The following is a 26,808-nucleotide window of genomic DNA, read 5'->3' as shown; positions in this document are numbered from 1 at the left end:
CATGTGAAGATCGACGGCCGCGTCAAACTCTACCCGTACGGCGGTCGGCGGGGTCAGCGTGTCTCGGTCAGGTTGCCGCGCAGGCCCTGCAGCTTCTCGCGGATATCGGCCATCTCCTCCAATGTACAGCCGATCGACTGGCCGATCGAGGTCATGATCGTGTCGACCTCGCCGCGCATCGCGTCGCCCTCGGCGGTCAGCGACACGATCACCTGTCGCTCGTCTCTGGGATCGCGCGTGCGCACGATCAGGCCGCTCTGCTCGAGGCGCTTCAAGAGCGGCGACAGCGTGCCGGAATCGAGATCGAGCTGCTCGCCGATCGTCTTCACCGGCAGTGCCGTTCGCTCCCATAGAACCAGCATGACGAGATATTGCGGATAGGTCAGGCCGACCTTGTCGAGGATCGGCTTGTAGGCGCGCGTAAACGCGTGCGCCGTCGAATAGACCGCGAAGCAAAGCTGTCGTTCCAGCCGCTTTTCCTCTTCCGGAATTGTCATCGTCTTTGTCGTCGTCTTGCTCGTCTGCGCTTTCGTCATCGTCTTTCCCCGATACCGCATTGTCGTCCTTTCGGATTTCGAATGCAATTTGCAAAATTCACTTGCGTACAATTTAATTGCGCGATATACAAAATCCAACCCCAACGAAGGAGACTCACATGCCGATCCTCTACACGACCAAAGCTTCCGCCACCGGTGGCCGCGCGGGCCGCGCCGTTTCCGAAAACGGCGTTCTCGATGTAACGCTGACGGTTCCGAAGGAACTTGGCGGCGACGGCGCCACCGGCACCAACCCGGAACAGCTCTTCGCGGCAGGCTACTCGGCCTGCTTCCTCGGTGCCCTGAAATTTGTCGCGGGCCAGCAGAAGGTCAAGATTCCCGAGGACACGACCGTATCGGCCACGGTCGGCATCGGCCCGCGTGAAGATGGCGGCGGCTTCGGCATCGAAGTGGCGCTGACCGTTCATATTCCGGGTCTCGACAAGCCGACCGCCGAAAAGCTGGCCGCCGCCGCTCACATCGTCTGCCCCTATAGCCACGCCATGCGCACCTCGACGGAAGTGCCGGTCACCGTCGCCTGACAAGGCCGGATGAACCTGTCGAAAAAACGCGCCGTTCTCGCCGAGGACGGCGCGTTTTGCTGTTTTCACGACGCGATTCAGCGTTGCCGGGTTTGAGGCATGTTCTAAGATTCTGTTAAAGAGTGCTCACTATCTCATCATACCAGTTGACGACTGGTGGTGAATTTGAAAGAAGCGTGTGGCTCGCTAGGGGAGGAGGCATGTCCGTCGGGGCGCTCGTGCAGCAAGGCGCGAACAGCTTGTCGGACATGAGAGGCCGCCTTTCGGAGTTGGGCTAGAGATCAACATCCAGCATTCCCGACAGAGCGGGGCTGCATAGAACAAGTCGCACGCGTGGACCGAGACAGGCCGCAGCGGTCTTGTCGGGAGGACTATGTGAACGCGACGTTAAATCTATCAGAACAGGAACAGCAGGTCGAAAAATCGGCGATCCGCAAGATCTCCATTCGTCTGGTGCCCTTCATTGCCTTGATGTTCTTCATCAACTTCCTCGATCGCACGGCAATTTCCTTTGCCGGCCCGAACGGGATGACGCAGGACCTCGGCATGACCGCCGCCCAGTTCGGCTTTGCCGCTGGCATCTTCTTCTTCGGCTACATCATTCTGGAAATTCCCAGCAATCTTGCGCTCCATAAATATGGCGCGCGCCGCTGGCTCTCGCGCATCATGGTGACCTGGGGCGTCGTCTCGATGCTCTTCACCTGGGTGAGCAGCATCAATGGCCTGTATACGCTGCGCTTCCTGCTCGGCATCGCCGAAGCCGGCTTCTTCCCCGGCGCCATCCTCTATCTCAGCACCTGGGTTCCCGGCCGCCACCGCGCCAAGATCCTGGCGCTCTTCTATCTGGCCCAGCCGCTGACCACGGTCATCGGCGCGCCGATCGCCTCGCTGCTGATCCAGGCACATGGCCTGTTCGGTTACGAAGGCTGGCGCATCATGTTCCTCGGCGTGTCCGTACCGGCCGTCGTCGTCGGCATCATCACCTGGTTCTACCTGCCCGATACGCCGACCGCCGCCAAGTGGCTGACGCCGAACGAGCGTGACTGGCTGAACCGGGAACTCGCCAAGGAAGAAGCAGGCAAGCTTTCCGGCCATGGCTCAATGACCATGCAGGCGCTGAAGGACAAGCGCGTCTGGCTGCTGTCGTTCATCTACTTCGGCCTGATCTATGGTCTCTACGCACTGGCCTTCTTCCTGCCGACGATCATCGCGGGCTTCGAGACCAAGTTCGGCACCAAGTTCAACGTCTTCGACAAGGGCCTGATCACGGCGATCCCGTACCTGCCGGCCGCCATCGCGCTGTTCTTCTGGAGCCGTGATGCGTCCAAGCGTGGCGTCCGCGCCTGGCACGTCGGCATCCCGGCCCTGGTCGGCGCGATCAGCATCCCGCTCGCCCTGCTGATGTCGTCGCCCGAGGCAACGGTCATCGCGATCACGCTGACCGCCTGCGCGATCTTCTCCGCGCTGCCGAACTTCTGGTCCTTCCCGTCGCGCTTCCTGACGGGTGCCGCGGCTGCCGCCGGCATCGCGCTCATCAACACCGTGGGCAATCTTGCCGGCTTCGCCGCGCCCTACATCACCGGTGCCGTCAAGGATGCCACCGGTCTCTACGAGATGCCGATGTTCATCGTCGGTGGCCTGATGCTGATCTCGGCGCTGCTTGCCTTCTCGATCGGCAAGACCATCAAGGACCCGTCGGCGAAGTAAGCTTCGATCGTCACGACTATGGCAACCCGGTCTGCATGGCAGGCCGGGTTGTTTCCATGAAAGAGGAATTTTCGTTAGCCATCTTTCCATAAGAAATAAAGTCGCTATATTATTTCCAAGGAAAGGATCGCTGCCATGGCCATCGCCCATCCGCTATCGGGTACGCACCCCTCGGAAGCCGTCGTCATCACCAAGGCGGCCGTCGCCGCCGCCGAGCGGCTCGGCATCAGCGCCCGCACGCTGTCTTCCGTGCTTGGCCTGTCGGAAGCCACGGTATCGCGCATGAAGCGGCAGGACTACCTGCTGGAGCGCGGCTCCAAATCCTTCGAACTTGCCATCCTGCTGGTGCGCCTGTTCCGCTCGCTGGACGCCATCGTCGGCGGCGATGAAGCCGTCGCGCGTGCGTGGCTGCGCAACGCCAACACAGCGCTCGGCGCCACCCCGCTCGAAAAGATCGTCACCATACCGGGATTGACCGATGTCCTCGCCTATCTGGACGCCCGCCGCGCTATCGTCTGAAGCGCGACCCGTTTCCGGCCGCTTCTGGCGGCTGGTGGAGGCGCAGCATCAGATCTCGACCTTGAAGATCGTCGACACGCTGGAAGAGCAGGCCTTGCTCGAAACGCTGCTGGAAGAAAGCAAGCCGGTCCTGCCGCCGGAGTGCAGGGGGCTCGATTACCTCTTGGCGACGCCCTTCCGCTACGGCGCCGTCTACCCGCACGGTTCGCGCTTCCGCCGGGCGGGGCGGACCCTCGGCGTCTACTATGCGTCGGAAGCGGTCGAGACCGCGATATCGGAGATGGCCTTCTACCGGCTGCTGTTCTTTGCCGATTCCCCTGATACGCCGCTTCCCGCCAACGCCGCCGAATACACCGCGTTCGCGGCAGCCATCGAGACGCCGCGCGCGATCGACCTCACCACGCCGCCGCTCGATCGCGATCATGCGATATGGAGCGATCCCCAGCACTACGAGCCCTGCCAGACGCTGGCAGATGCCGCGCGCGAGGCCGGTTGCCAGGCGATCCTCTACGCCTCGGTGCGCGATCCCGGCCATCGCCGCAATATCGCGCTGCTCACCGCCTCGGCCTTTGCCGCGCGCGATCCCGTCGAGCGCCAGACATGGCGCCTGCGCCTGTCCGCGACGGGCGTCCAGGCGCTGTGCGAATTTCCGAAAGCCAGGATAGGCTTTAGCCGCGCCGATTTCGGAAGCGACCCACGCATCGCTCAAGGAGCCTGACTAGGCCAGGGCCTGCAGATCCTGCCGCAACCGCTCGGCATTGCCCTCGGGCAGGTTCTTTTCCAGCGCCGCATGCGTGCTTTCCCAGATCGGCAGCGCCGCCACAAGCACGCCCATGCCCTCGGGCGTGAGGCGCAGCAGCCGCGCGCGCTTGTCCTTCGGATTGGTGATGACCTCGACCCAGCCGCGCCGCTGCAACGGCTTCAGCGCCGCCGTCAGCGTCGTCTGGTCCATGGCGAGCAGTCTGGCGACCGGCCCCATCGGCGGCGGCTCCGGCCGGTTCAGCGACATCAGCAGCGAGAACTGCCCATTGGTCAGCCCCGCCGGCCTGAGCGCATCGTCGAAAAGCCGCGCCAGGGCCCGCGCGGCCCGCTGCGCGTGCAGGCACAGGCACGTGTCGCGCACCAGAAGCGTCGTCGCGAAAGGAATCTCGGTAGCGTTTGACATGTCTAATTTCTATTGATATCAATATATCTAGTCAAGGAAAAGGAGAATGGACCGTCTCGGTCGCGCCGGAGGAGGGCGCACACGATGCAGAACCAAGTCGTTTCCCGTGAAGAATGGCTCGAAGCCCGCCGCGCGCTGCTTCTCAAGGAGAAGGAAGCAACGCATCTGAGGGACAGGGTCAATGCCGAGCGCATGGCGCTTCCCTGGGTCAGGGTCGAGAAGGATTACGTTTTCGACACGCCCGATGGCCGGAGGTCGCTTAGCGATCTCTTCGATGGCCGCAGCCAGTTGATCGTCTATCATTTCATGCTCGGTCCCGATTGGGAGGCCGGCTGCCCCGGCTGCTCCTTCCTCTCCGACCATGTCGATGGGGCGTTGCCGCATCTGAACAATCACGATGTCACCTGGGTCGCCGTTTCGCGCGCCCCCGTCGCCAAGATCGAGGCCTACAAGAACAGGATGGGCTGGAAATTCCCATGGGTATCCTCGGCATCGAGCGACTTCAACTTCGACTATCACGTCTCCTTCAGCCCGGAAGATCTCGGCGGGGACAAGGTATTCTACAACTTTACTTCGATCCCGCCCGAAGAAGCCAATGACGAACTACCAGGATTGAGCGCCTTTTACAGGAACGACAAGGGCGAGATCTTCCACACATACTCCAGCTACGCCCGTGGTCCGGAAGAGCTGATCGGCACGCTGATGATCCTCGACCGCGCGCCGAAAGGCCGCAACGAGGATTCGACGATGAACTTCGTCAAGCGCCACGACGAGTATGCCGACGCGCCCAAGACGTCATCCTGCTGCCACTGACGGCTGAGATCATCGACTGAGATAATCAGCACCCATATCGACGCAACGAAGAACGTGAAGGGAGATCACGATGTCGGAGACCCACGGCAAGTTCATCTGGTGCGAGTTGATGACGCCCGATACCAAGGGCGCCAGGGATTTCTACACAAAGGTCGTCGGCTGGACGACCAGCGAAATGACCGTGCCCGGCCAGCCGCCCTATACCATCTTCGAGGCAGATGGCGTGGGCCGCGCCGGCATGATGGTGTTTCCCGCCGAGCTCGAAGGCACCGGCGTCCCGCCGAACTGGACCGGCTATGTCGCGGTCGACGATGTCGATCAGAGCGCCCGCGATTTCGCCGCCAATGGCGGCTCGGTCCGCCGCCCGCCGGAGGATATTCCGGAAATCGGCCGCTTCGCCGTGGTCGCCGACCCGCATGGCGCCGTCATCTGCATCATGACCCCGGCGCCGATGGACAGCCCGCCGCCCGAAGCGGCGATGGGCGCGCCCGGCACGCTCGGCTGGAGCGAACTCTATGCCGGCGATGGCAGTCAGGCCTTCACCTTCTACGAGAAGCTCTTCGGCTGGACCAGGGACCACGATTTCGACATGGGCCCGATGGGCGTCTACCGCATCTTCGCCGAGCACGGGACACCTGTCGGCGGCATGATGACGAAGCCTGAGAATGTGCCGATGCCGGCCTGGGTCTATTACTTCAACGTTCCCGCCATCGATGCCGCCATCGAGCGGGTCAAGGCCGGCAGCGGCCAGGTCGTCAACGGCCCGATGGAGGTGCCCGGCGGCAGCTGGGTGGTGCAGGCGATCGACCCGCAGGGCGCCTTCTTCTGCCTTGTCGCGCCGGCCCGCTGAGCGACCGGCGGACCCCGATCAAGCATCTGGAACGACCACGAATCGGCCCCGGCAACGGGGCCGTCTCGCTGTGGCGAAATAGCCTCTATCGTTCTATTTTTATTATAATTTTACCGGCTAAAGGCTTTTGCGGTTAACCGTTCCTAAACATTTCTGGGTGGATGCATAACCGGCTATATCGGCGCCTATCGGGCAGTATTGCTTTTGTATCTTCGGCGGAATTATTTGGCCTCAGTTTCTCATTGGGGTATTTTGTATGTCTATCGAAGATTCTCGCATCTCTGCCGTTGACAATGAAACCGCATCGCATGACTTGATCTCCGATATTCAGCAGGACGCTCTCCTGCGCACTTCCGCCCGTGGCGGCGTCGAGGTCGCGCAGGCTCAAAGCACTCCGCCGATCGACCAGCAGGCGCCCCAGTCGACTGAAACGACCGACCGCTTGCCCGCCGCTCAAGAAGCGACGGCAGCCGCGCCCGCCGGCCAGATTGTACCGGATCAGAACAACATCGCCCGCCTGCCGGAAGGCACCGCGATCGACGACATCCGCGTCCGCGGCAACGATCTCATCCTCGTCCAGGCCGATGGCACCGAGATCGTCATCGTCAACGGCGCGGTGAACGTCCCGACCTTCCTGCTCGGTGAAGTCGAGCTGCCGCAGCAGGCCGTCATCGCGGCGCTCGAGCAGAGCAACATCAACGTCGCCGCCGGCCCCGACGGCTCCTATTCCGCGAGCTCCTCGCCTTCGAGCTCCGGCGCCAACTTCCAGGACTCGGTCCAGGGCAACTTCGGCGATCCGACGCAGCTCGCCTCGCTGCTCGCCGACACGCAGCAGCCCGATGCGACGCCGGGCCGCACGCCGGATCTGCAGAACGGCGTTCCGCTCCTCACGGCAAGCAGCATCTCGCTGATCACGGAAGCAAGCGACGGCAATGGCGGTTTCGCCACCCAGGTCGTCAACGGCCAGTTCGGCTTCATCCCCGGCAAGGACCTCGGCGTCATCACCGCCGTCGGCCTCTCCGATTCGCTCGACATGCAGGAAGGCACGCAGAGCGGCACCTCCGTCGCGCTGACCTCCAACGGCCAGGCGGTCACCGTGACCGTCAACGGCCTGACCATCACCGGCACGGTCGACGGCCAGCCGGTCTTCACGCTGACGGTCACCAACATTCAGACCGGCGCCTACACCTTCACGCAGTTCGGCCCGCTCGATCATCCCGACCGGGGCCAGACGGGCGCCGACGACGTGCTGCGCCTGCAGTTCAGCTACACCGTCACCGACAAGAACAACGACCAGGTCACCGGCATCGCCTCGGTGGACATCCGCGATGACGCGCCGGTGATCGACCTCAAGGGCGAGAGCGACGACAGCGTCGTCAGCGAAGGCGGCCTGCGCGGCGCCGAAAGCCCGGCTGTCACCGGCAGCATCTCGCTCGGCGTGCAGTGGGGCGCCGACAATGGCAGCGGCCGCGACCTGACATTCGACGCGCAGAGCGCGCCGGAGGGCCTGCAGTCGCAGGGCCAGGACATTCTCTATAGAATCTCCGCCGATGGCCACACGCTGACCGGCTACACCGAGACCGTTATCGGCGAAGGCTCGGAGGCCGTGGTCAAGACCACCGACGTCTTCGTGGTGACGCTCGATCCGACCGCCGCGAACGGCGCCTACAGCTTCCAGCTTCTGACCAGCATCGATCATCCGCGGTCGGGCCCCGGCGGCGAGATGATGCCGCTCGAAGTTGCGCCGTCGCAAGACAAGCAGATCGACCTGACATTCGCCATCACCGCCAAGGACGCCGACGGCGACACCACGCCGGCCGACTTCACCGTCACCATCAACGACGACGTGCCGGATGCCAATGAAGTCACCAACGAGACCCCCATGCAGGACGACCTGCAGACGATCTTCCCGGGCAACAGCAATGTTGGCGTGACAAGCGTCAGCGGCGGCGCCGGTGCGCTGTTCACGACGGGGGCGGACGGCTTCAAGAGCATCGTCCTCGGCGGCGAACAGATGAGCTTCTCGGCCATCTACAAGGATGCGTACGGCTTCGCCAGCAAGGAAAGCGTCAGCTGGAGCGAGGGCGTTGTCAACGGCGGTGAAACCACCTTCACGGCGATCGGCAAAGACAGCCTGCAGACCGTCGCGACCTTTGTCGTTCACGCCGATGGCTCTTATGAGTTCACCGCCAACGCGCCGATCGTCCACAGCGGCAGCGGCCAGGACAATTTCGGCCTGACGGTCAACTTCATCGTCACCGACGGCGATGGCGACACGTCGAGAGGCTGGCTCGATGTCACCATCAACGATGACGCCCCCACGGCAAGCACCGTGACTGTCGCGACCAAACTCGACGACGACGCGCAGACGCTCTTCCCCGGCAATGAAGGCGGCAAGGGTGACGTTGCCGACGCCAAGTCGGTCTCCGGCGAAGCCGGCACCCTCTTCAAGGCCGGCGCCGATGGCGTCCAGTCCGTGTCCTTCACGGCGCCGACGGGCATTCAGGCGATACGCGACGTCAACGGCAATGGCGTTGCCGAAGCGCTGGTCTACACCACCACGACGGAAAAGGGCGGTTTGACCATCCTGACGGCGACCGGCAAGGACAGCGGCGACGTCGTGTTCACGCTGACGGTCAAGGCAGACGGCAGCTACACCTTCGACCTGTCCGCTCCGCTGGTGCATGCCACCAAGGGTGCGACGGAAGACAACCTGCCTGTCACCATCGGCTTCCAGGTCAAGGACGGCGACGGCGACACCGCCAACGGTTCGCTGACCATCAACGTCAATGACGACGTGCCCGTCACCACGGGAACGGTCGTTGCCGTGACCGCCGACGAAGGCGACATCGCGACCTCGCTGTCGCAGGGCAATTCGCCGTTCGATGGCACCGCCGACGGCTCGTCCACCGAGTGGGTGTCTCGCCACAACTACGGCGCCACGGTTTCCGGCTCGGTTGCCGCTACGGTCTCCTTTGGCGCGGATGGCTCCGCTGCCACTGGCGGCTTCTCGTTCACGGCCAATGCCGCAAGCACGCTCACGGGCCTCGGCCTGTCGTCGCAGGGTCACCAGCTCTCCTACGCCGTGGTCGGCAACACGATCATCGGCTACGTCAACGTCCTGGGTCAGGGTTACAACCCGCTCGTCGACCGTCCGGTCCTGTCCTTCACGCTGAACAGCGACGGCAGCTTCAAGTACCAGCAGTACGACCAGCTCGACCACGTCGCCGGCAACGGCGCCAACACCGATCTGAAGACCGCGTCGGGCCCGCTTGCCGGCATCGACTTCGGCTCGGTCATCAAGGCGACCGACGGCGATGGCGACAGCGTCGTGATCGGCGGCAAGCTCGTCGTCAAGATCACCGACGACGTCCCCACGGTCTCGATCTCGCTCACCGGCCGCAGCGTCACCCATGACGAGACAGCCGGCAGGGACTCGAACAGCGACGACACGACGTCGCGCGACGTCCGGTCGATCTTCTCTGCTTTCGAGCACAACAAGAACATCACCGCGCTTGGCTATGCTCGTGACGCGGGTGCGATCGTCGACTACGGCTCCAGCGTCGGCGCCGACGAGCCGAGCAAGGTCTCGCTCACCCTCAGCATCACCAGCTCGAACTCCGGCCTGTTCACGACCGACGGTGAAGCGATCACGCTCTCGATGAACAACGGCCTCGTGATCGGCAGCGACAGCCACGGCAAGCCGGTCTTCGCGATCAGCCTCGACAGCGAGGGCCGCGTCAGCGTTGCCCAGTATCAGGCGATCCAGCACGCCGATGGCGGCAACGCCAACGATCTGGTCAGCCTCGCTGGCAAGATCTCGGCCGTGGTCAGCGCCACCGACTACGATGGCGACACGGCCACCAAGTCGATCGATATCGGCGGCCAGATCCAGTTCCGCGACGATGCGCCGGTTCTCTCCGGTTCGTCCGTCAGTGTCACCGCCGACGAAGGCGATATCTTCAACGTCCTGTCGCAGGGCAACAGCCCTAGTGACGGCACGGCCGACGGCTCGTCGTCCGATTGGTCGGCGCTCGGCCTCGGCCTCGCCGCCACTGTCTCCGGCTCGGTTGCCGCAACGGTCTCCTTCGGCGCCGACGGTGCCGCCAAGAGTGGCGCCTTCTCGTTTACCGACAATGCAGCCGCGACACTGACGGCTCTCGGCCTGTCGTCGCAGGGCCACCAGCTCTCCTACGCCGTGGTCGGCAACACGGTCATCGGCTACGTCAACGTCCTGGGTCAGGGCTACAACCCGCTCGTCGACCGCCCGGTCCTGTCGTTCACGCTGAACAGCGACGGCAGCTTCAAGTACCAGCAGTACGACCAGCTCGACCACGCCGCCGGCAATGGCGCCAACACCGACCTGAAGGCCGGCAACGGCACGGTCTCCGGCATCGACTTCGGCGCGGTCATCAAGGCCACCGACGGTGACGGCGACAGCGTTACCTTGACCGACAAGCTCGTCGTCAAGATCACCGACGACGTCCCCACCGTCTCGATCTCGCTGACCGGCCGCATCGTGACGCATGACGAGACAGCGGGCAGGGACTCGAACAGCGACGATACGACGTCGCGCGACGTCCGGTTGATCTTCTCCACTTTCGAGAACGGCAAGAACATCACCGCGCTCGGCTATGCCCGTGAAGCGGGTGCGATCGTCGACTACGGCTCCAGCATTGGCGCCGATGGGCAGGGCAAGGTCTCGCTCACCCTCGACATCACCAGCTCGAACTCCGGCCTGTTCACGAACGACGGCAAAGCGATCACGCTCTCGATGAGCAATGGTCTCGTCATCGGCAGCGACAGCTATGGCAAGGCGGTCTTCGCGATCAGCCTCGACAGCGACGGCCGCGTCAGCGTTGCCCAGTATCAGGCGATCAAGCATCCCGATGGCGGCAATGCCAACGACCTGGTCAGCCTCGCCGGCAAGATTTCGGCCGTGGTCAGCGCCACCGACTATGATGGCGACACGGCCACCAAGTCGATCGATATCGGCGGCCAGATCCAGTTCCGCGACGACGCGCCTGTCCTTTCCGGTTCGTCCGTCAGTGTCACCGCCGACGAAGGCGATATCTTCAACGTCCTGTCGCAGGGCAACAGCCCCAGTGACGGCACGGCCGACGGCTCGTCGTCGGACTTGTCGGTGCTTGGCCTCGGCCTTGCCGCCACGGTCTCCGGTTCGATCGCATCGACCGTGTCCTTCGGCGCCGATGGTGCCGCCAAGAATGGCGCCTTCTCGTTGACCGACAATGCAGCCGCGACACTGACGGCTCTCGGCCTGTCGTCGCAGGGCAGCCAGCTCTCCTACGCCGTGGTCGGCAACACGGTCATCGGTTACGTCAACGTCCTGGGTCAGGGCTACGACGCGCTGTTCGACCGCCCGGTTCTGTCGCTGACGCTGAATGCCGACGGCAGCTTCAAGTTCCAGCAGTACGACCAGCTCGACCACGCCGCCGGCAATGGCGCCAACTCCGACCTGAAGGCCGGCAACGGCACGGTCGCCGGCATCGACTTCGGCTCGGTCATCAAGGCCACCGATGGCGACGGCGACAGCATCAACCTGGCCGGCAAGCTCGTCGTCAAGATCACCGACGACGTCCCCACGGTCTCGATCTCGCTGACCGGCCGCATCGTCACCCATGACGAAAGCGCCAACGACAACCTCGGCAGCGACGACACGACGTCGCAGACCGTGAAGTCGATCTTCTCCGCGTTCGAGAACGGTAATTCGGGCATCACCGCGCTCGGCTATGCCCGCGACGCGGGTGCGATCGTCGACTACGGCTCCAGCATCGGCACCGATGGACAGGGCAAGGTCTCGCTGACCCTCAGCATCACGAGCTCGGACTCCGGCCTGTTCACGGCCGACGGCAAGGCGATCACGCTTTCGATGAGCAATGGTCTCGTCATCGGCCGCGACAGCGACAACAAGGCCGTCTTCGCGATCAGCCTCGACAGCGGGGGCCGCGTCAGCGTCGCCCAGTACCAGGCGATCAAGCACGCCGATGGCGGCAACGCCAACGATCTGGTCGATCTGAAGGGCAAGGTTTCCGCCGTCGTCACCGCCACCGATTACGATGGCGACACGGCCACCAAGTTGATCGACATCGGCAAGCAGATCCAGTTCCGCGACGATGCGCCGGTTCTGAAGTCCGTCAGCAGCGTCAGCCTCAGCGAGGACGATCTCGCCAACGGCTCGTCGCCCGACAGCGCCCATCTCTCCGTCAAGGGCGACCTCGACATCTCGCTCGGCGCGGATGGCGGCAAGGTCGTTCTGGCGGCCGACGGCGCCAAGTGGGACGATGCGAGCAAGACCCTGACGGCCGATGACAGCTCCTGGAAGGTCACGCTCGGCAACGACGGCAAGTACACCTTCACGCTCATGAGCAACACGGCTCATACCGGCGCCAGCGCCGAAAATCTGAAGATCGCCGTGACCTACACCGCGACCGACGGGGACGGCGACGCCATCACCGGCAAATTCGACGTCACCATCAAGGACGACGTTCCGACGGCCAGCTATTCCGGCCGCATCACGGTTCAGGAAACGGCCAACACCGACGGCTCCTTCCACGAAACCTCTGCCACCGGCACCATGAAGTTCGTTGCCGGCGCCGATGGCGCCAAGGTGACCGCGATCGCCTACGGGCTCGGCACCAACGCGGCCCCCACGGTCGCGGACGAAGATGCCGACTCCTTTACGGCGAAGGCGATGACATCCGGCGGCCAGGCGGTTCGTATCGTCGAATCCAACGATCACCTGACCTTGACCGGCGTTCGCGCCGACGGCCTGACCGTCTTCGTGGTTCAGGTCACCAACGCGGCGACCGGTGAATACAAGTTCACGCAGTCCCTGCCTTTCGACCAGCCGGACAAGAACGAAACCGGCGGCAAGGACGGCATCGTGCTGAAGATCGGCTTCACCGTCACCGATGGCGATGGCGATACGTCGACCAGCAGCCTGCAGATCGCCGTCAATGACGATGGCCCGAAGGCCTACTTCTCCAGCACCGTCACCGTGACGGAAGCCGGCACCGACAACGGCCAGTTCATCCAGCAGAGCGTAAACGGCAAGCTGCTCTTCGACGGCGGCGCCGATGGCGCCCAGGTCACCGGCATTGCCTACCGCTTCGGCAATGCGATCATGGAAATGCCGGAGACGTCGGACGGAAAGATCACCTTCCCGGCCTTCACCTCGAACGGCCAGCCGATCACGGTCACCACCTCCACCGACGGCCTGACGGTCATCGGCAAGGTCGGCAATGTCGAGATCTTCTCGCTGCAGGTCACCGACGCCAAGACGGGCGCCTACACCTTCACCCAGTCCGGCCCGATCGATCATCCGGACAAGGGCGAGGCCGGCGCCGCCGATCCGCTGCGCATGGTCTTCGACTTCGTCGTCACCGACAAGGATGGTGACACGGCGACCGACGCCGTGCAGGTAGACATCCGTGACGACCAGCCGACGGCGGGTTACGCCGGACGCGTCACCGTCCAGGAAGCCGTCAACACCGACGGTTCCTTCAAGGAGACCTCCGCCACCGGCACGATGAGCTTCCACGCCGGCGCGGACGGCGCGAAGATCACCGCGATCGCCTACGGCCTGAGCGGCGCTCCGGCGGCCCCAGTCATCTCCGATGCCAACGAGACCAAGTTCACGACTGTCGCGCTGACCTCCGGTGACAAGCCGATCCAGATCCAGCAGCTCGACGCGCTGACCCTCGTCGGCAAGCTCGCCGACGGCACGCCGATCTTCAAGATCGAAGTCACCAACGCGGCGACGGGCGCCTACAAGTTCACGCAGTTCGGCCCGATCGACCATCCCGATGGCGCCAACACCGGTGCCGCCGACGGCCTTCGCATGAAGATCGTCTACACCGTGACCGACGCCGATGGCGACACCGCCAACGGCAGCGTCCAGATCGACATCAACGATGGCGGCCCGACCATCAACGGCACGGCCCAGAACGTGAACCTCCTGTCCAACGGTGATTTCACCGGCGGCACCTGGGCGAATACCGCAAGCTGGGGCGCATGGGCGACGGAATCGACCGGCTGGAAGATCGAGGGCACCGCTCCCGGCCAGACCGGCGTGCAGCTGGAAAAGATCGTCGGAACTTATTTCGGTCTCGCTTCGTCCAACGGCCATCCGATGGTCGACCTCGGCGCCTCGCCGGGCAACATCGCGATCTCGCAGAACGTTGCCGGCCTCACGGCTGGCGACAAGTACACGATCAGCTTCGAAGTCGGCTCCTACGATCCGAACTCGTCGTCGCTTGAGGTTCGCTGGAACAACGAGGTCTACACCATCCCGGTGACCGGCGCGATGAAGACCGTCACCCTCGATGTGATCGCGGGCAGCGGCAACAACACGCTGACCTTCAAGGAAGTTGGCAATGCCAACGACAACACCGGCACCTATCTCGCCAATATCAGCCTGACGCACGGCGCGGCCGTTCCCGTCTTCACCGGTACGGCCGTCGAAGACAGCGGCGTGGTCACGTTCAACCTGTCGGAAGGCAAGGACTTCTCCTTCGGCGCCGACACGAAGGGCAGCGTCAGCTTCGACGCGTCGCATGTCACGATCTCGACCCCCTCGGGCACGACGATCACCCTCGACCCGTCCGCCTATAAATACGACAGCGCGACCGGCGTCTTCACGATCAACCCCGGCTACAAGTTCGATGGTCTGAGCGAGGGCGAAGTCGCGACGATCACCGTTCCGTTCAGCGTCACCGATGGTGACGGCGACAGCAAGTCCGCCGTCTACCAGCTGACCGTCACCGGCAAGAACGACGCCATCAGGAGCTCCGAAGGCTTCCCGGAGAAGGGAACGATCACCGAGTATCAGGAGACCGACGCCCGCTCCGGTTCGACGACCGACCGCACGGAGTTCGACGCGCCCAAGGGCTATGCCGGTCCCAATGGCGGCGGCTTCTACATCTACGACGACCAGGGCGACAAGCACTCGGTGACGGTCACCCCGATGGGTAGCAACTATTTCGGCACCTTGGCGGCCGTTGTCAGCGAAGAGACCGTCAACGACGGTGTCGGCTGGGTCGACTGGAAGTACCGCGTCAACGACGCGACGCTGAACCAGCTCGCAGCGGGCGAGACACGCACGGAAGTCTTCCGCGTCACCGTCGATGACGGCCATGGCACGTCGACGACGCGCGAGATCACCGTCAATCTCGTCGGGACCAACGACACGCCTGTCTTCGATATCGTCGGAAACGTCGCGACCGAGGTCACCGAAGACACGAACGCCACGGCAACGGGCACGATCAACTTCACCGACGCCGACCTGATCGACACCCACACGGTGAGCGTCACCGGTCCTCAGGGTGCGACGCTTGGCACCTTCACGCCCGGCGCCGTCAGCGAATCCGCCACGACGGCGGGCGGCAGCGTCGGCTGGACCTACACGCTGAACAGCGCCGCGCATGCGCTTGCCGAAGGCGAGACCCGCACCGAGACCTACACGGTCTCGATTAGCGACGGCCAGGGCGGCGTGATCAGCAAGGACGTGACCGTCACGATCACCGGCACGAATGATGTCGCCGTGATCACGGCGGCCTCCGGGGCCGATCTCTCGGTGACCGAAGAGAGCGACAAGTTCGCCGGCGGCAAGCTCGATATCGTCGATCTCGATAACGGCCAGCAGGCGTTCGCGGCGCAGACCGACAGCGCCGGCACTTACGGCAAGTTCTCCATCGGCACTGACGGTACCTGGAGCTACGTCGCCGACAACAGCAAGCTGCAATCGCTTGCCGCCAACGAACACAAGACGGAGGACTTCACTGTTTGGTCCAAGGACGGATCAGCCTCCCACGTCGTGACGATCACGGTTACCGGCACCAATGATGCGGCTGTCATCGGCCCGCTCGGAACCTCCTCGGTGACTGAGGACCAGAATGTCACAACGGGCGGCAACCTTACGGCCACCGGCCAGATCGCCATCAGCGATGCCGATGCGGGACAGGGCGCGTTCAAGACCACGGTGACCGACGTCGGCCAGAATCTCGGCACCCTGACGCTCGGCTCCGATGGCACCTATACCTACTCGGTTTCCAACGCCGCCGTTCAGTACCTGAACAGCGGACAGTCGAAGCTCGAAACCTTCGCGATCCAGTCCGTTGACGGTACGACGCAGCAGGTGACCTTCACGATCAACGGCGCCGACGACAACGTCGCACCGGTGCTCACTTTGTCGAACGACGCCTATGTTCTCGACCAGTTCAATCAGCAGGGCTACAACGGCAACGACGGCACGGCCAACTGGAAGACCGGCTGGACGGAAACCGGCGAGCCGACGAACCCCAAGGACGGCGACATCAAGGTTGTCAGCATTGGCAATGGCTACGCCATGGTGCTCACCGATGGCGTTGACATCGACAACGGCGATGCCGCGCAGCGTAGTGTCGATCTCACCGGGGCGACAAAGGCGACGCTGACCTTCGATTATCGTCGCGCCGATTTCGAGAGCGACAATTACATCAAGGTCCAGGTTCTGGACGGCAACAAGTGGGTGGATCTCGAGACGATCAAGGGAACCGACCATTACGGCACGTCGGATTCCGGCTACACGACCATGACCCTCGACCTTGAAGGCTATATCTCGCCCAACACCACCATCCGCTTCCTGGCGAATGACAATTTGGACGGAGATGACAAGGTCTACATCGACAACGTCAAGGTCTCCTACTCGACGACGCCCACCTTCACCGAAGGTGGTGCGGAGACCGCGATCACGATGAACGCCTCCATCGCCGATAGCGATGCGAACATGCAGGCTGCCAAGGTCGTCCTGACCAATTGGAAGGCGGGCGACGTTCTGTCGGTCAACGGCAAGAGCGGTTCCAGCGGTTATATCGGCACCATCTCCTTCACCATTACCGGCGACACCATTGCCTTTGCCGGCAATGCATCCCGCGGCGCCTACGAAGCCGCCATCGCAGCCATCCGCTTCGCCAACACGTCGGAAGATCCCGACGTCTCGAACCGCACGTTCGAGATCACGGTCAACGACGGCCTGGCAAACTCCAACACGGTCACCGCGACAGTTGCCGTCGTGGCGGTCAACGACGCTCCCGTGGCCGGTGCCGACAGCATCATCACCAATGCCGGAACGGGTGGAACCTTCATCGTTCCAGAATGGGCGCTGCTGGCCAACGACCGGGACGTCGACAGCTCCACGCTTGATGTCACGGCGACCACATCCAACAGCAGCATGACGACGAGTTTGCTTCCAAACCCGGGCTCGGTGACCGTAACGGATGGCGTTCCAAGCGGCGGAAACTTCAACTACACCGTTTCGGACGGAAGCACGACTGGGACGGGCTCCGTGTCGGTCACGCAGGACACGACAGGAAGCCTCGATGGCACCGGCAACGCCGATATCCTGATCGCTGCCCCCGTCGTTGCGCCTCAGATCACCACGCTGACCTTCGCCGCTAGCTATGACGCTGGTGACAAGGTATCGGTCACCGTCAACGGCAAGACCTACAGCTACACGGTCGCCGCCGGTGGCCAGACGGCGGAGCAGGTCTATGATGGGCTTAAGGCAGTCAGTGTCGGTGGCGTAACCTTGGCGAGCAGCCTCGCGGCCGAAGGTGTCACCTGGGCGAAAGATCTGGATGGCAGCAATACCGTCACGCTCACGAGCGCCCCCGGTGTGAACAACGCCTTCGATATCGCCACGGCGGTCGACAACGGTTCCGACGTCGGCAAGCCCTGGACATATCGAGTCGACTTCAGCAGCCCGAACAACTTTGACAACAACGATGTCGTCAAGATCACGATCAACGGCACCGAGTATTCGAGCAGCGGCTTCAACGATGGCTCGTCGAGCTCACGGCGTTTCGATAGTGCGCAAGAAAAGCTGGCCCAGGTCCTGACAGCCGCCGGCTTCAAGGTCAACCTGGACACCGGCACGGATGCCTTTGACATCACGACGACGGACAGCGCCGCCGTCAGTGGTCGCATCGTCATCAATGGAAACGCCGGTTCGGTCGTCTCCAGCACGGTGGTGACACTGGGAACCTCGCCGACGGACCAGGCCGCGCCGGCAGTCAACACCTCGCAGGTTGCTTCCGGCAGCGGGCAGGTCACGACGCTGACCTTCGCTTCCGAAGGTTACGATGCCGGTGACAAGGTATCGGTCACCGTCAACGGAACGACCTACAGCTACACGGTGGCCGCTGGAGGCCAGACGGCGGAGCAGGTCTATGATGGGCTTAAGGCGGTCAAGGTCGGGGGCACCACGCTTGCTGGCAGCCTTTCAGCCGTAGGCGTCACCTGGGCGGACAATCTGACCAATAATTCGGTCACGCTCTCCGGCGATGCCGGTGCCGCCAAGGCTTTTGCGATTACCGCTGCGGTCGATAATGGCGCGGGCGATAAATGGATCAAAACGGTTTCGTTCGATACCTACCTCGACAATTCTTTCCGCGGCCCCGGTGAAAATATCACCATCACAATCAACGGTGTTCCTTACGCACAATCTGGTGCGCAGGGCGGAAACAGCGACACGAACTTCGACAACGCTGCAAAGGAACTGGTCAAGACCCTCAATAATGTTGCTGGTGTTGACGCGAGCTACAGTGTCACAAGCCACACATTCACGATAAAGACGGATTTCGCGGCGACGATCACCGCGACATCCACGTCCAGCGATACGACCGGCGCTATCGCGACGACGCAGGTCGGCCATCTGCCGACTGATCAGGCCGCACCGACGGTTACGACCACGCACTACGCCGCCGATGGCGGTATTGAAATGAACGGCCTCGGCGGAAACGACATCCTCATCGGCTCGAAGGGCGCCGACACGCTTGTCGGCGGTGCGGGCAACGACATCCTCTTCGGCGGTGCCGGAAACGATACCTATAAGTGGGGATCGGAGCTGTTGACCTCGGGCAATGCCGATACGATCAGGGACTACGCGACCAACGAGCGGATCGATGTTTCGAGCCTGCTTGGCAACGTTCAGTCGCTGGCGGGCTACGTCAAGGTCGTCGTCGTCGGCAACGATCTGAGCGTGCGGATCGATCAGAATGGCGGCGGAGACAGCTATGTCGAAGCCTACAAGCTGCTGGGTGCCGCGGCCGGCGGCGTTGCCTCCGTCAACGTCTACTTCGGTGGCGCGGACCATGCGATCGCCCAGGCGGCGTGGACACAGAACGCCATCGACCCGATCATCCTCGACCTCGATCGCAACGGCGTCGCGCTGACCACCCTCGACAATGGTGTCTCTTTCGACATCAACGCCGATGGCATTCAGGACAAGATCGCCTGGACGGCGGGCACCGATGGTATCCTGGCCTATGATGTCGATGGAAACGGCAAGATCGAAAATGGCACCGAGATCTTCTCGCCGAAGTTCGCCGGTGGCAGCTATGCCGATGGCCTGCAGGCGCTGGCGACGCTCGACAGCAACCAGGATGGCAAGATCGATGCCAATGACGAGGCCTTCGCGAAGCTCTCCATCTGGCAGGACCTGAACCACAATGGCATCAGCGATGCCGGCGAGCTTTCGAGCCTCGCCGATCATCAGATCGCCAGCCTGTCGCTCGATGCCCAGGCATTGGACGGCGCGATCAACGGTCAGTCGGTCCTGGCGGAAGGCAGCTACACGCTGACGGACGGTTCCACCGGCCAGTTCCTCGAAGTCGCCTTCGACACGACGCTCGGCGGCAGCAGCACCACCGGCAACGATAGCCATGCCTATTCGCTGGTCGGCGGTGACGGCAACGACACGCTGTCGGGCGCCGGCGGCATGGTGACCATGACGGGTGGCGCGGGCGCCGATACCTTCGTGCTCGATGCCGGCGCGCTGTCGGATGTCAAGATGGCCGACGTCATCACCGACTATAAGGCCGGCGAGGGCGATACGCTCGACGTGTCGAAGCTGCTCGACAGCCTGCTCGGCCACCAGGCGACCGAAGCCGAGGCGCTCGCCAGCGTCCGGACGATGACGTCGGGCGCAGACACCGTGGTCAGCGTCAACGCCAATGGCGGCTGGCAGGATGTGGCGGTGCTCCAGAACACGCAGGAAGCCGTCAAGATCCTGTTCGGCGACAAGCAGGACAGCACCACCGCGCCGCATGTCGGCTAAGCGATCAGGGACAGGCGGACCGCTCCGCCGATGACAGGGAAAAAGGCGCGCGAGCGCCTTTTTCGCGTTCTGAAGGACATGTCGGGCAGGCGAGGGAGCAGGTGCCCCCCACGCGATCCATGGCCCGGAGCACCTCCGCGAGTTTGGCGGCGCGCTCCACGCGAACGGCCGGCGGTCGGCCGATCCAGCCGCGTGGACTGTTTGCTTTCTTGAGGACGGATGTGAGGCGATGCGGGCGGGTGCGCGCATCTTGCCGGGGGAGGCGGTGGCATCCAGGGCATTGCGGATCCATCACCTGGCTCTCGAGCGACCGCTCCACCGCCTCCGCCTAAGGTGTCGCGGTGAGCGAACCGCGACTCTCCAGTCCCGCGATCATCAAAACGAAAAGAGGCGCCCGGGGCGCCTCCAAATCCATGTCGTGACTGTCGCTTTGTCCGTGTGGCGCTCAGGCCGCCGGCAGCCGTGAAATCGGCACGTCTTCCGCTTCGCCGCCGCCGCGGTCCATGGCCATTTCATCGGCGAGCTGGCGGATATGGTTGAAGTCGGTCGGGCCGTCGAAGACCGCGCCGCCGAGGCGGATGTCCAGCGAAAGCGGCGCGTCGCCGGCCGTGAAGGCCGCCTGTTCGCAGCGGCGGCGGATACGCATGCCGACATCCTGGGCGTTCTCGATCGTGGCGCCTGGCAGGAACACGCCGAGTTCGTTGGTCGCAAGCCGTGCGACGAGATCGCCCGAGCGCACCGAGGACTGGGTGATCGCGGCCAGCGACTGCATCACCGTGTCGGCCCATTGCGGCCCGTAGCGGCGGCTGATGGCGTCGAGCGTGTCGATGACCACGGCGATCATCACACCGCCCGCGTCGGTGGAGATCCGCTTGCGGCGGTCGATATAGTGTTCGACGGCTGCCGCGAAGGCGGTTCCGTTGAGCGTCTTGGTAACGCTGTCGTGCCGTTGAGAATAGTTGACGGCTTCCTGCAGTTTCTTCAGCTCGTTGTTCTTGAGCTGCAGCATCATCAGCAGCGGAAATGCAACAAACAGCGAAATTGCGGCGGCCCCGACGAACCCTACCAAAAATGGTCGCTCCGGCATCAGAAGGTTTAAGATAAGTAAAAAACCGACCGAGCAGGCCGCGAAGCAGATCGACACGATCGCGGCGATGCGAAGAGCGGAAAGGTTTGTTGCGGATTGGTAACGCTGGCGGAATTTCATCGCGGGGCAGGTCCCTGTGGAAGTAACGGCAGATAAACACGGACGGGAAAAGTTGGCGTTAAAAAACCCTGTAAAATTCTAGCTTTAGCTAGTGATACTTGGGAATTAACCGTCTCCGCAGGAAAGACCTGTGCCGCAATTGGAATGTGGAAAAATTGGTGTTACTTGTTTGCCGAATGAAAGCGTTCGGTATACGGGTTCACTCGGTGAATTTTAGATGTTGAGGGGCATCCGTCTTGTTTAAAACCAAAAGCATTATTGCAGCATTGTCTGCCACTGTTGCTCTGAATTTCTCGTTGTTCGTCGACGCCAATGCGATGTCCTTGCAGCAGGCCATCGAAACGACGATGAAAACCAATCCGCAGATACTTCAGGCCGCAAGAAACAAAGAAGCGATCGAATTCGAGCTTCGTCAGGCGCGCGGGCTATACTTGCCGTCGGTGGATCTCGAGGCCGGTGTCGGCCGCCGCCGCTTGTCGAATTCCTCGACCGGCACGCTGACGTCGGATAGCGACTACCTGTCTCCCGGCGATGTCGGAGTGACGATCACGCAGACGCTGTTTGACGGCGGCGCGCGCAAGTCGCAGGTCGATCAGCAGGCATCGCGCGTCGATGGCGCCTCCTTTCGGGTCCTCGAACGCTCGGAAGCGCTCGCCCTCGAAGTAACCCAGAGCTATCTGGAATATATGCTGCAGGTTCAGATCGTTGCCGCCGCGAAGGAAAACGTCTCCTTCCACACGGCGATGGTCGGCGACATCAATGAAAGCATCAAGGGCGGCGCGCTCACCGATGCCGATCGTCTTCAGGGCAGCGAACGCCTGCAGGCCGCCAAGGCCCGCCAGCGCGAGGCGCTCGAAGAGCTCGAAGCGACCAAGATCCGCTTCATGAAGGCCGTCGGCCAGCCGATCGTCAATCCGCAGACCCCGCCTTCGGTCGCCAAGTATATCCCGAAGACGCTCGATGACGCGCTCTTCGTCGCCAACAAGAACAGCCCGCGCATCTTCTCCGCCAATGCGGATATCGATGCGGCCGACGCCGGTGTGCGTGGCGCCCGCGCCAACTACCTGCCGAAGGTCAATCTTGAGGGCACGGCCCGCGTCGGCGACGATATCGACGCCAATCTCGGCAACACCAACGATTACCAGGTGCGCGTCGTCGCCCGCTGGAACCTGTATCGCGGCGGCATCGATGTGGCCCGCGAGCAGGAGCAGATCCGCCGTGCCGGCGAGCAGCGCTATGTGCTGTCCCAGGTCCAGCGCGAGGTCAAGGAATCGGTGAGCTCCGCCTGGAACGAGCGCGCCAGCCGCGGCGAACTGTCGGGCATCCTTGCCAAGCAGTCGTCGATCAACAACCAGCTGGTCAGCTCCTACCGCGAGCAGTTCAAGGTCGGTCAGCGCTCGCTGCTCGACGTGCTCGATGCGCAGAACACCCGCTTCAACACCAAGGTCCTGGCCGACACGGCGCGCGTCGCTTCGCTGTTTGCGGAGTACAAGATCCTCGCCGCCTCCGGCAATCTGCTTCAGACCATGAAGCTGCGGCCGGTCGAGCAGGCCAAGCCTTATGCGCGGGAAGAGTTTGCTATCCCCGCGACCGCGCAGAATCCCGGATATGTCGAAGTCGACTCTCGTCAGAAGGCTGGCATGCCGATGGATCTGCTGGCGCCGATCAGGCAGCAGTAACCAGGTGACCATGGAACATGCGGAACGTTGCATCTGAGACGAACGGCAGCATGCCGCTTCAAACATTCAAGGCCGCGTTCAAGTCCGTGGCAGCGTTCTATGGTCGACCAAGCTCCGATACGGTGCTCTTCTCCGGCCTTCCGGATGAGATCACCGAATCGCTCGAGGGTGATGACGTCGAGCAGATGGCCGAGCGCATCGGCCTTCAGGTGATCAAGCATCCCGAGCGCGATTGCCGGCTGGGCAATTTCGATTGCCCTGCCATCGTCGCGTTCGATGGCGGCGTGCTCCCCCTGCTGGAGATGGCCGAGGACGGCTCTTACGTCACCGACATCGTTCCTGTCGCGGGCGCGACCGCGCGCCTGACGCGCGAGCAGCTCGTGGCGCTGAAGCCGCGCATGGCCTTCGCCTTCACGCTCTATTATCAGAACGCCTCCGAGGAAGCGCTGGTCGGCAGCGCCGTCGAGATCGAGAAGCGCCACTGGCTGGCGACGACGCTGGCGCCTTACTGGCGCACCTATGTCCGCGTCATGGTGGCCGCGCTGTTCATCAATCTGATCGCGCTCGGCTCGCCGCTCTTCACCATGAACGTCTATGACCGCGTGCTGCCCAACAAGGCGATCCCGACGCTGTGGGTTCTCGCCGCCGGCATCACGCTCGCCTATCTCTTCGATTTCCTCCTGAAGACCGCGCGCTCCTCGCTGATCGACTACGCCGGCCGCAAGGCCGATCTGCGCCTGTCGCAGATGCTCTTCGACAAGGTGCTGAATTCGACGCTGGCCTCGCGCCCGATGTCGACGGGCGAATATGCCAACCGCGTCACGCAGTATGAATTCGTGCGCGAGTTCTTCACCTCGAACACCATCGGCGTCATCATCGACAGCCTGTTCCTGTTCATCTTCCTTGCCGTCATCTACCTGATCGCCGGCTGGCTGGTGGTCATCCCCGCCGTCGCCTTCGTGCTCTCGGTCGCCATCGGTCTTTACGCCCAGGCCGCGATCGGCAAGCGCATGACGACCGCCGCCAACGAGGCGGCGCGCCGCCAGTCGCTGCTGGTCGAAACGATTTCGACCATCGAGACATTGAAGAGCCTTCGCGCCGAAGCCACCATGCTGCGCCGCTGGCAGGAACTCAGCAAGTATTCGAGCCGCACCAGCGAAGAGATCAAGCAGGTCTCCACCAACGCCATCAACATGACGATGTTCGTGCAGCAGATGGTGAGCGTGCTCATCGTCATCGCCGGCACCTACGAGTTCTCCGAGGGCCGCATCGCCATGGGCGCGATCGTCGCCACCGTGATGCTGGCCAGCCGCGCCGGCGCGCCGCTCGGCCAGATCGCCATGACGCTGGCGCGCTTCCGCCAGGCCACCATGTCGCTGCGCATCCTCGACAAGATCATGGAGCAGCCCGACGATCGCCCCTCGACGGTCGGCTTCGTCAATCGCGAGATCACCCGCGGCGCCTTCAGCTTCCAGGATGTCTCGTTCCAGTATCCGGGTTCCGACTATCCCGTCATCAACAAGCTGTCCTTCAACGTCACGCCCGGCGAGCGCATCGGCATCATTGGCCGCATCGGCTCCGGCAAGACGACGCTCGGGCGCCTGCTCGATGGTCTCTTTACGCCCTCTGGCGGCCGTGTCCTGATCGACGGCGTCGATATCCGCCAGTATCACATGGCCGAAGTGCGCGCCAGCGTCGCCGTCGCCGGCCAGTCCTCCGACCTGTTCTCGGGAACGGTGAAGGAAAATCTGCTGCTCGGCCGCGCCGACGCCACCGACGAGGAGTTGCTCGAGGTCGCCCGCATGACCGGGGTCGACGAATTCGTCGGCAATCATCCGCGCGGCTTCGACATGCCGGTCGGCGAGCGCGGCAGCAATCTGTCGAGCGGCCAGAAGCAGGCGCTCACCATCGCCCGACTGCTGCTCACCCGCCCCAAGGTCGTGTTCCTCGACGAGCCCTCCGGCGCCATGGACCTCGCGACCGAGCGCAATCTGATCCTGCGCCTGTCCAAGGCCTTCGACCGCAAGACGACGCTGCTCATCGCCACGCACCGCTACAGCATGCTGGAACTGGTCGACCGCCTGATCGTCATCGACAAGGGCCGCATCATCGCCGATGGTCCGAAGCAGGCCGTCATTGAGGCCATGCAGCGCAAGCCGGGCACGCCGGCCCCCGGACAGGCTCCGGTGGTGCCGGTCGTCGGCGCTCCTGTCGCCGTCGCCCCGGGCCCCGTGCCGGTCACGCCCGTCGCCATGTCCGTAGCACCCGTCACCTCGGTCGCGCCGGCCCCCGCGGGCTCCTCGGCAATGCCGGTGGCGCAGGTCGTCACTGATCCGGCGCCCGTCGCCAATGTGACCCCGCTCAATCACACGGTGAAGGCGTCATGAGCAACCAGTACGACAACCCGCCCTTTCTCGCCCGCGCCATATTGGGCCTCGTGGCTCTGGTCATCGCCAGCTTCGTCGCCTGGGCCGCGATCGCCAAGATCAACGAGGTCGCCCGCGGCGAGGGCAAGGTCATTCCCGTCTCGAAGACGCAGATCATCCAGTCGTCCGAACCCGGCGTCGTCCAGCAGATCGCCGTCGTTCTCGGCCAGGTCGTGCGCAAGGGCCAGCTGATCGTCCAGCTCGACAACACCACCACCACCTCGACACTCGGCGAATCGGTCGCCAAGGCCCGCGCTCTGGGCGCCAAGGTTGCCCGCCTGAAGCTCGAGGAAGAGGGCAAGTATGACGTGCCCTACGCCTGTCCCGAGGATATCCTGGCCGTCGCCAAGGACGTCTGCGCCAACGAAGCCCAGCTCTTCGCCGCCGGTCGCGCCAGCTATGAGAACAAGCTCGGCGTGCTCAAGGAGCGCGTGCGCCAGCGTGAAAACGAGCTCAGCGAGGCGCGCGCCAATATCGACCGTCTGACGCAGAACATCGATGGCGCCCAGCGCCAGTACGATCTCATCAGCCCGCTCGCCAGGAAGAAGCTCATCGCCGAGACCGAGGTGCTGAAGACCGAGCGCGAGCTCACCGACCAGAAGGGCCAGCTCAGGGTCTATCAGGAAAGCATCGATCGTCTTCAGGCGGCCGTGCAGGAAGCCAGCCTGCAGCTCGGCGACCTCGCGCTCGGGCTGCGCCAGCAGGCGCTGACGGACAAGGCCCAGGCGCTGGCCGAGCTGTCGGTCGTCGACGAGACCGTGCGCGGCGCGTCCGATCGCGTCAAGCGCACCGATATCCGCTCGCCTGTCGATGGCATCGTCAACACGCTCGAGGTCAACACCATCGGCGCCTATGTCGATCCCGGCCGCGTCATCGCCGGCATCGTCCCGACCGCCGATACGCTGCTCGTCGAAGCCAAGATCTCGCCGCGCGACGTCGCCTTCATCCGCCGCGGCCAGCCGGCCATCGTCAAGATCACCGCTTACGACTTTTCGGTCTATGGCGGGCTCGAGGGCGTGGTCGAAAACATCTCGGCCGACAGTCTGGTGGAGAAGGAGAAGGGCGAGACCTACTATCTCGTCCAGGTCAAAACCGACAAGTCGGAGCTGACGCGCAACGGCAAGACCTTTCCGATCATCCCGGGCATGGTCTCCTCGGTCGAGATCATGACAGGCAGCAAGACGGTCCTCAGCTATCTGATGAAGCCGATCAACAAGGCGCGCACCGAAGCGCTGACGGAGCGCTGAC

Annotated in this window: 13 protein-coding genes; 10 read left to right on the top strand and 3 right to left on the bottom strand. The window is 63.3% G+C overall.

Annotation, left to right across the window (positions count from 1 at the left end; translation table 11 throughout):
- Positions 1-53 precede the first annotated feature (53 nt).
- Complete coding sequence (locus tag P3R82_RS20115; RefSeq protein ID WP_283195050.1) at positions 54-536, bottom strand: MarR family transcriptional regulator; 483 nt, start codon at positions 534-536, stop codon at positions 54-56.
- A 119-nt stretch (positions 537-655) separates the two neighbouring features.
- Between P3R82_RS20115 and P3R82_RS20110 the strand changes: the two genes are divergently transcribed.
- The 4 genes from P3R82_RS20110 to P3R82_RS20095 all read left to right on the top strand — a co-directional run bounded on the left by P3R82_RS20110 (position 656) and on the right by P3R82_RS20095 (position 4,022).
- On the top strand, positions 656-1,078 hold the full coding sequence (locus P3R82_RS20110) for an organic hydroperoxide resistance protein (RefSeq protein WP_112944451.1): 423 nt from the start codon (positions 656-658) through the stop codon (positions 1,076-1,078).
- Positions 1,079-1,453: 375 nt separating this feature from the next.
- Complete coding sequence (locus tag P3R82_RS20105) at positions 1,454-2,785, top strand: MFS transporter (RefSeq protein WP_283195049.1); 1,332 nt, start codon at positions 1,454-1,456, stop codon at positions 2,783-2,785.
- Between the two features lie 135 nt (positions 2,786-2,920).
- Positions 2,921-3,304 (top strand): MbcA/ParS/Xre antitoxin family protein, encoded by a 384-nt coding sequence (locus tag P3R82_RS20100; protein ID WP_183901071.1) that lies wholly within the window; start codon positions 2,921-2,923, stop codon positions 3,302-3,304.
- Positions 3,264-4,022 carry an RES family NAD+ phosphorylase gene (locus tag P3R82_RS20095; RefSeq protein WP_283195048.1) on the top strand — a complete coding sequence of 253 codons (759 nt, stop codon included), beginning with the start codon at positions 3,264-3,266 and terminating at the stop codon, positions 4,020-4,022. Before P3R82_RS20100 ends, P3R82_RS20095 begins: the two co-directional genes overlap by 41 nt.
- On the opposite strand, the gene P3R82_RS20090 is transcribed toward P3R82_RS20095, so the two are convergent.
- Positions 4,023-4,469, bottom strand: a complete 447-nt coding sequence (locus P3R82_RS20090; RefSeq protein ID WP_183901073.1) for a MarR family transcriptional regulator — start codon at positions 4,467-4,469, stop codon at positions 4,023-4,025.
- A gap of 84 nt (positions 4,470-4,553) precedes the next feature.
- On the opposite strand from P3R82_RS20090, the gene P3R82_RS20085 reads away from it, so the two are divergent.
- The 3 genes from P3R82_RS20085 to P3R82_RS20075 all read left to right on the top strand — a co-directional run bounded on the left by P3R82_RS20085 (position 4,554) and on the right by P3R82_RS20075 (position 20,248).
- Positions 4,554-5,282, top strand: coding sequence for a thioredoxin family protein (locus tag P3R82_RS20085; protein WP_283195047.1), 729 nt, complete (start codon positions 4,554-4,556; stop codon positions 5,280-5,282).
- 70 nt (positions 5,283-5,352) lie between these two features.
- A complete protein-coding gene (locus tag P3R82_RS20080; RefSeq protein WP_283195046.1) occupies positions 5,353-6,132 on the top strand; it encodes a VOC family protein in 780 nt (259 codons plus the stop codon).
- A gap of 313 nt (positions 6,133-6,445) precedes the next feature.
- The gene (locus P3R82_RS20075) at positions 6,446-20,248 is read left to right on the top strand and encodes a DUF5801 repeats-in-toxin domain-containing protein (protein WP_283195045.1); all 13,803 of its coding nucleotides are present in this window, start codon (positions 6,446-6,448) and stop codon (positions 20,246-20,248) included.
- A 445-nt stretch (positions 20,249-20,693) separates the two neighbouring features.
- On the opposite strand, the gene P3R82_RS20070 is transcribed toward P3R82_RS20075, so the two are convergent.
- Complete coding sequence (locus P3R82_RS20070) at positions 20,694-21,317, bottom strand: GGDEF domain-containing protein (RefSeq protein WP_246400200.1); 624 nt, start codon at positions 21,315-21,317, stop codon at positions 20,694-20,696.
- A gap of 455 nt (positions 21,318-21,772) precedes the next feature.
- Here P3R82_RS20070 and P3R82_RS20065 point away from each other — a divergent pair, with 455 nt between their 5' ends.
- Genes P3R82_RS20065 through P3R82_RS20055 form a run of 3 tightly spaced genes read left to right on the top strand, consistent with a single transcriptional unit; the run spans position 21,773 to position 26,807 of the window.
- Positions 21,773-23,134, top strand: a complete 1,362-nt coding sequence (locus tag P3R82_RS20065) for a TolC family outer membrane protein (RefSeq protein ID WP_183901154.1) — start codon at positions 21,773-21,775, stop codon at positions 23,132-23,134.
- 17 nt (positions 23,135-23,151) lie between these two features.
- Positions 23,152-25,521, top strand: coding sequence for a type I secretion system permease/ATPase (locus tag P3R82_RS20060; RefSeq protein WP_283195044.1), 2,370 nt, complete (start codon positions 23,152-23,154; stop codon positions 25,519-25,521).
- Positions 25,518-26,807, top strand: a complete 1,290-nt coding sequence (locus tag P3R82_RS20055) for an HlyD family type I secretion periplasmic adaptor subunit (protein WP_183901079.1) — start codon at positions 25,518-25,520, stop codon at positions 26,805-26,807. The genes P3R82_RS20060 and P3R82_RS20055 overlap by 4 nt, the downstream gene beginning before the upstream one ends.
- The last annotated feature ends 1 nt before the right edge of the window (position 26,808 follow it).

The organism is Rhizobium sp. AN80A, from assembly GCF_030053015.1.
In the GTDB taxonomy this organism is placed as follows: domain Bacteria; phylum Pseudomonadota; class Alphaproteobacteria; order Rhizobiales; family Rhizobiaceae; genus Rhizobium; species Rhizobium metallidurans.
This window is presented reverse-complemented; position numbering and strand designations above follow the sequence as displayed.

What these genes read in the sequence shown, in the direction of transcription:
- P3R82_RS20115 (WP_283195050.1), bottom strand. Translation starts at nt 536, where the DNA reads ATGACGAAAGCGCAGACGAGCAAGACGACGACAAAGACGATGACAATT.
- P3R82_RS20110 (WP_112944451.1), top strand. Translation starts at nt 656, where the DNA reads ATGCCGATCCTCTACACGACCAAAGCTTCCGCCACCGGTGGCCGCGCG.
- P3R82_RS20100 (WP_183901071.1), top strand. Translation starts at nt 2,921, where the DNA reads ATGGCCATCGCCCATCCGCTATCGGGTACGCACCCCTCGGAAGCCGTC.
- P3R82_RS20095 (WP_283195048.1), top strand. Translation starts at nt 3,264, where the DNA reads ATGTCCTCGCCTATCTGGACGCCCGCCGCGCTATCGTCTGAAGCGCGA.
- P3R82_RS20090 (WP_183901073.1), bottom strand. Translation starts at nt 4,469, where the DNA reads ATGTCAAACGCTACCGAGATTCCTTTCGCGACGACGCTTCTGGTGCGC.
- P3R82_RS20085 (WP_283195047.1), top strand. Translation starts at nt 4,554, where the DNA reads ATGCAGAACCAAGTCGTTTCCCGTGAAGAATGGCTCGAAGCCCGCCGC.
- P3R82_RS20080 (WP_283195046.1), top strand. Translation starts at nt 5,353, where the DNA reads ATGTCGGAGACCCACGGCAAGTTCATCTGGTGCGAGTTGATGACGCCC.
- P3R82_RS20065 (WP_183901154.1), top strand. Translation starts at nt 21,773, where the DNA reads ATGTCCTTGCAGCAGGCCATCGAAACGACGATGAAAACCAATCCGCAG.
- P3R82_RS20060 (WP_283195044.1), top strand. Translation starts at nt 23,152, where the DNA reads ATGCGGAACGTTGCATCTGAGACGAACGGCAGCATGCCGCTTCAAACA.
- P3R82_RS20055 (WP_183901079.1), top strand. Translation starts at nt 25,518, where the DNA reads ATGAGCAACCAGTACGACAACCCGCCCTTTCTCGCCCGCGCCATATTG.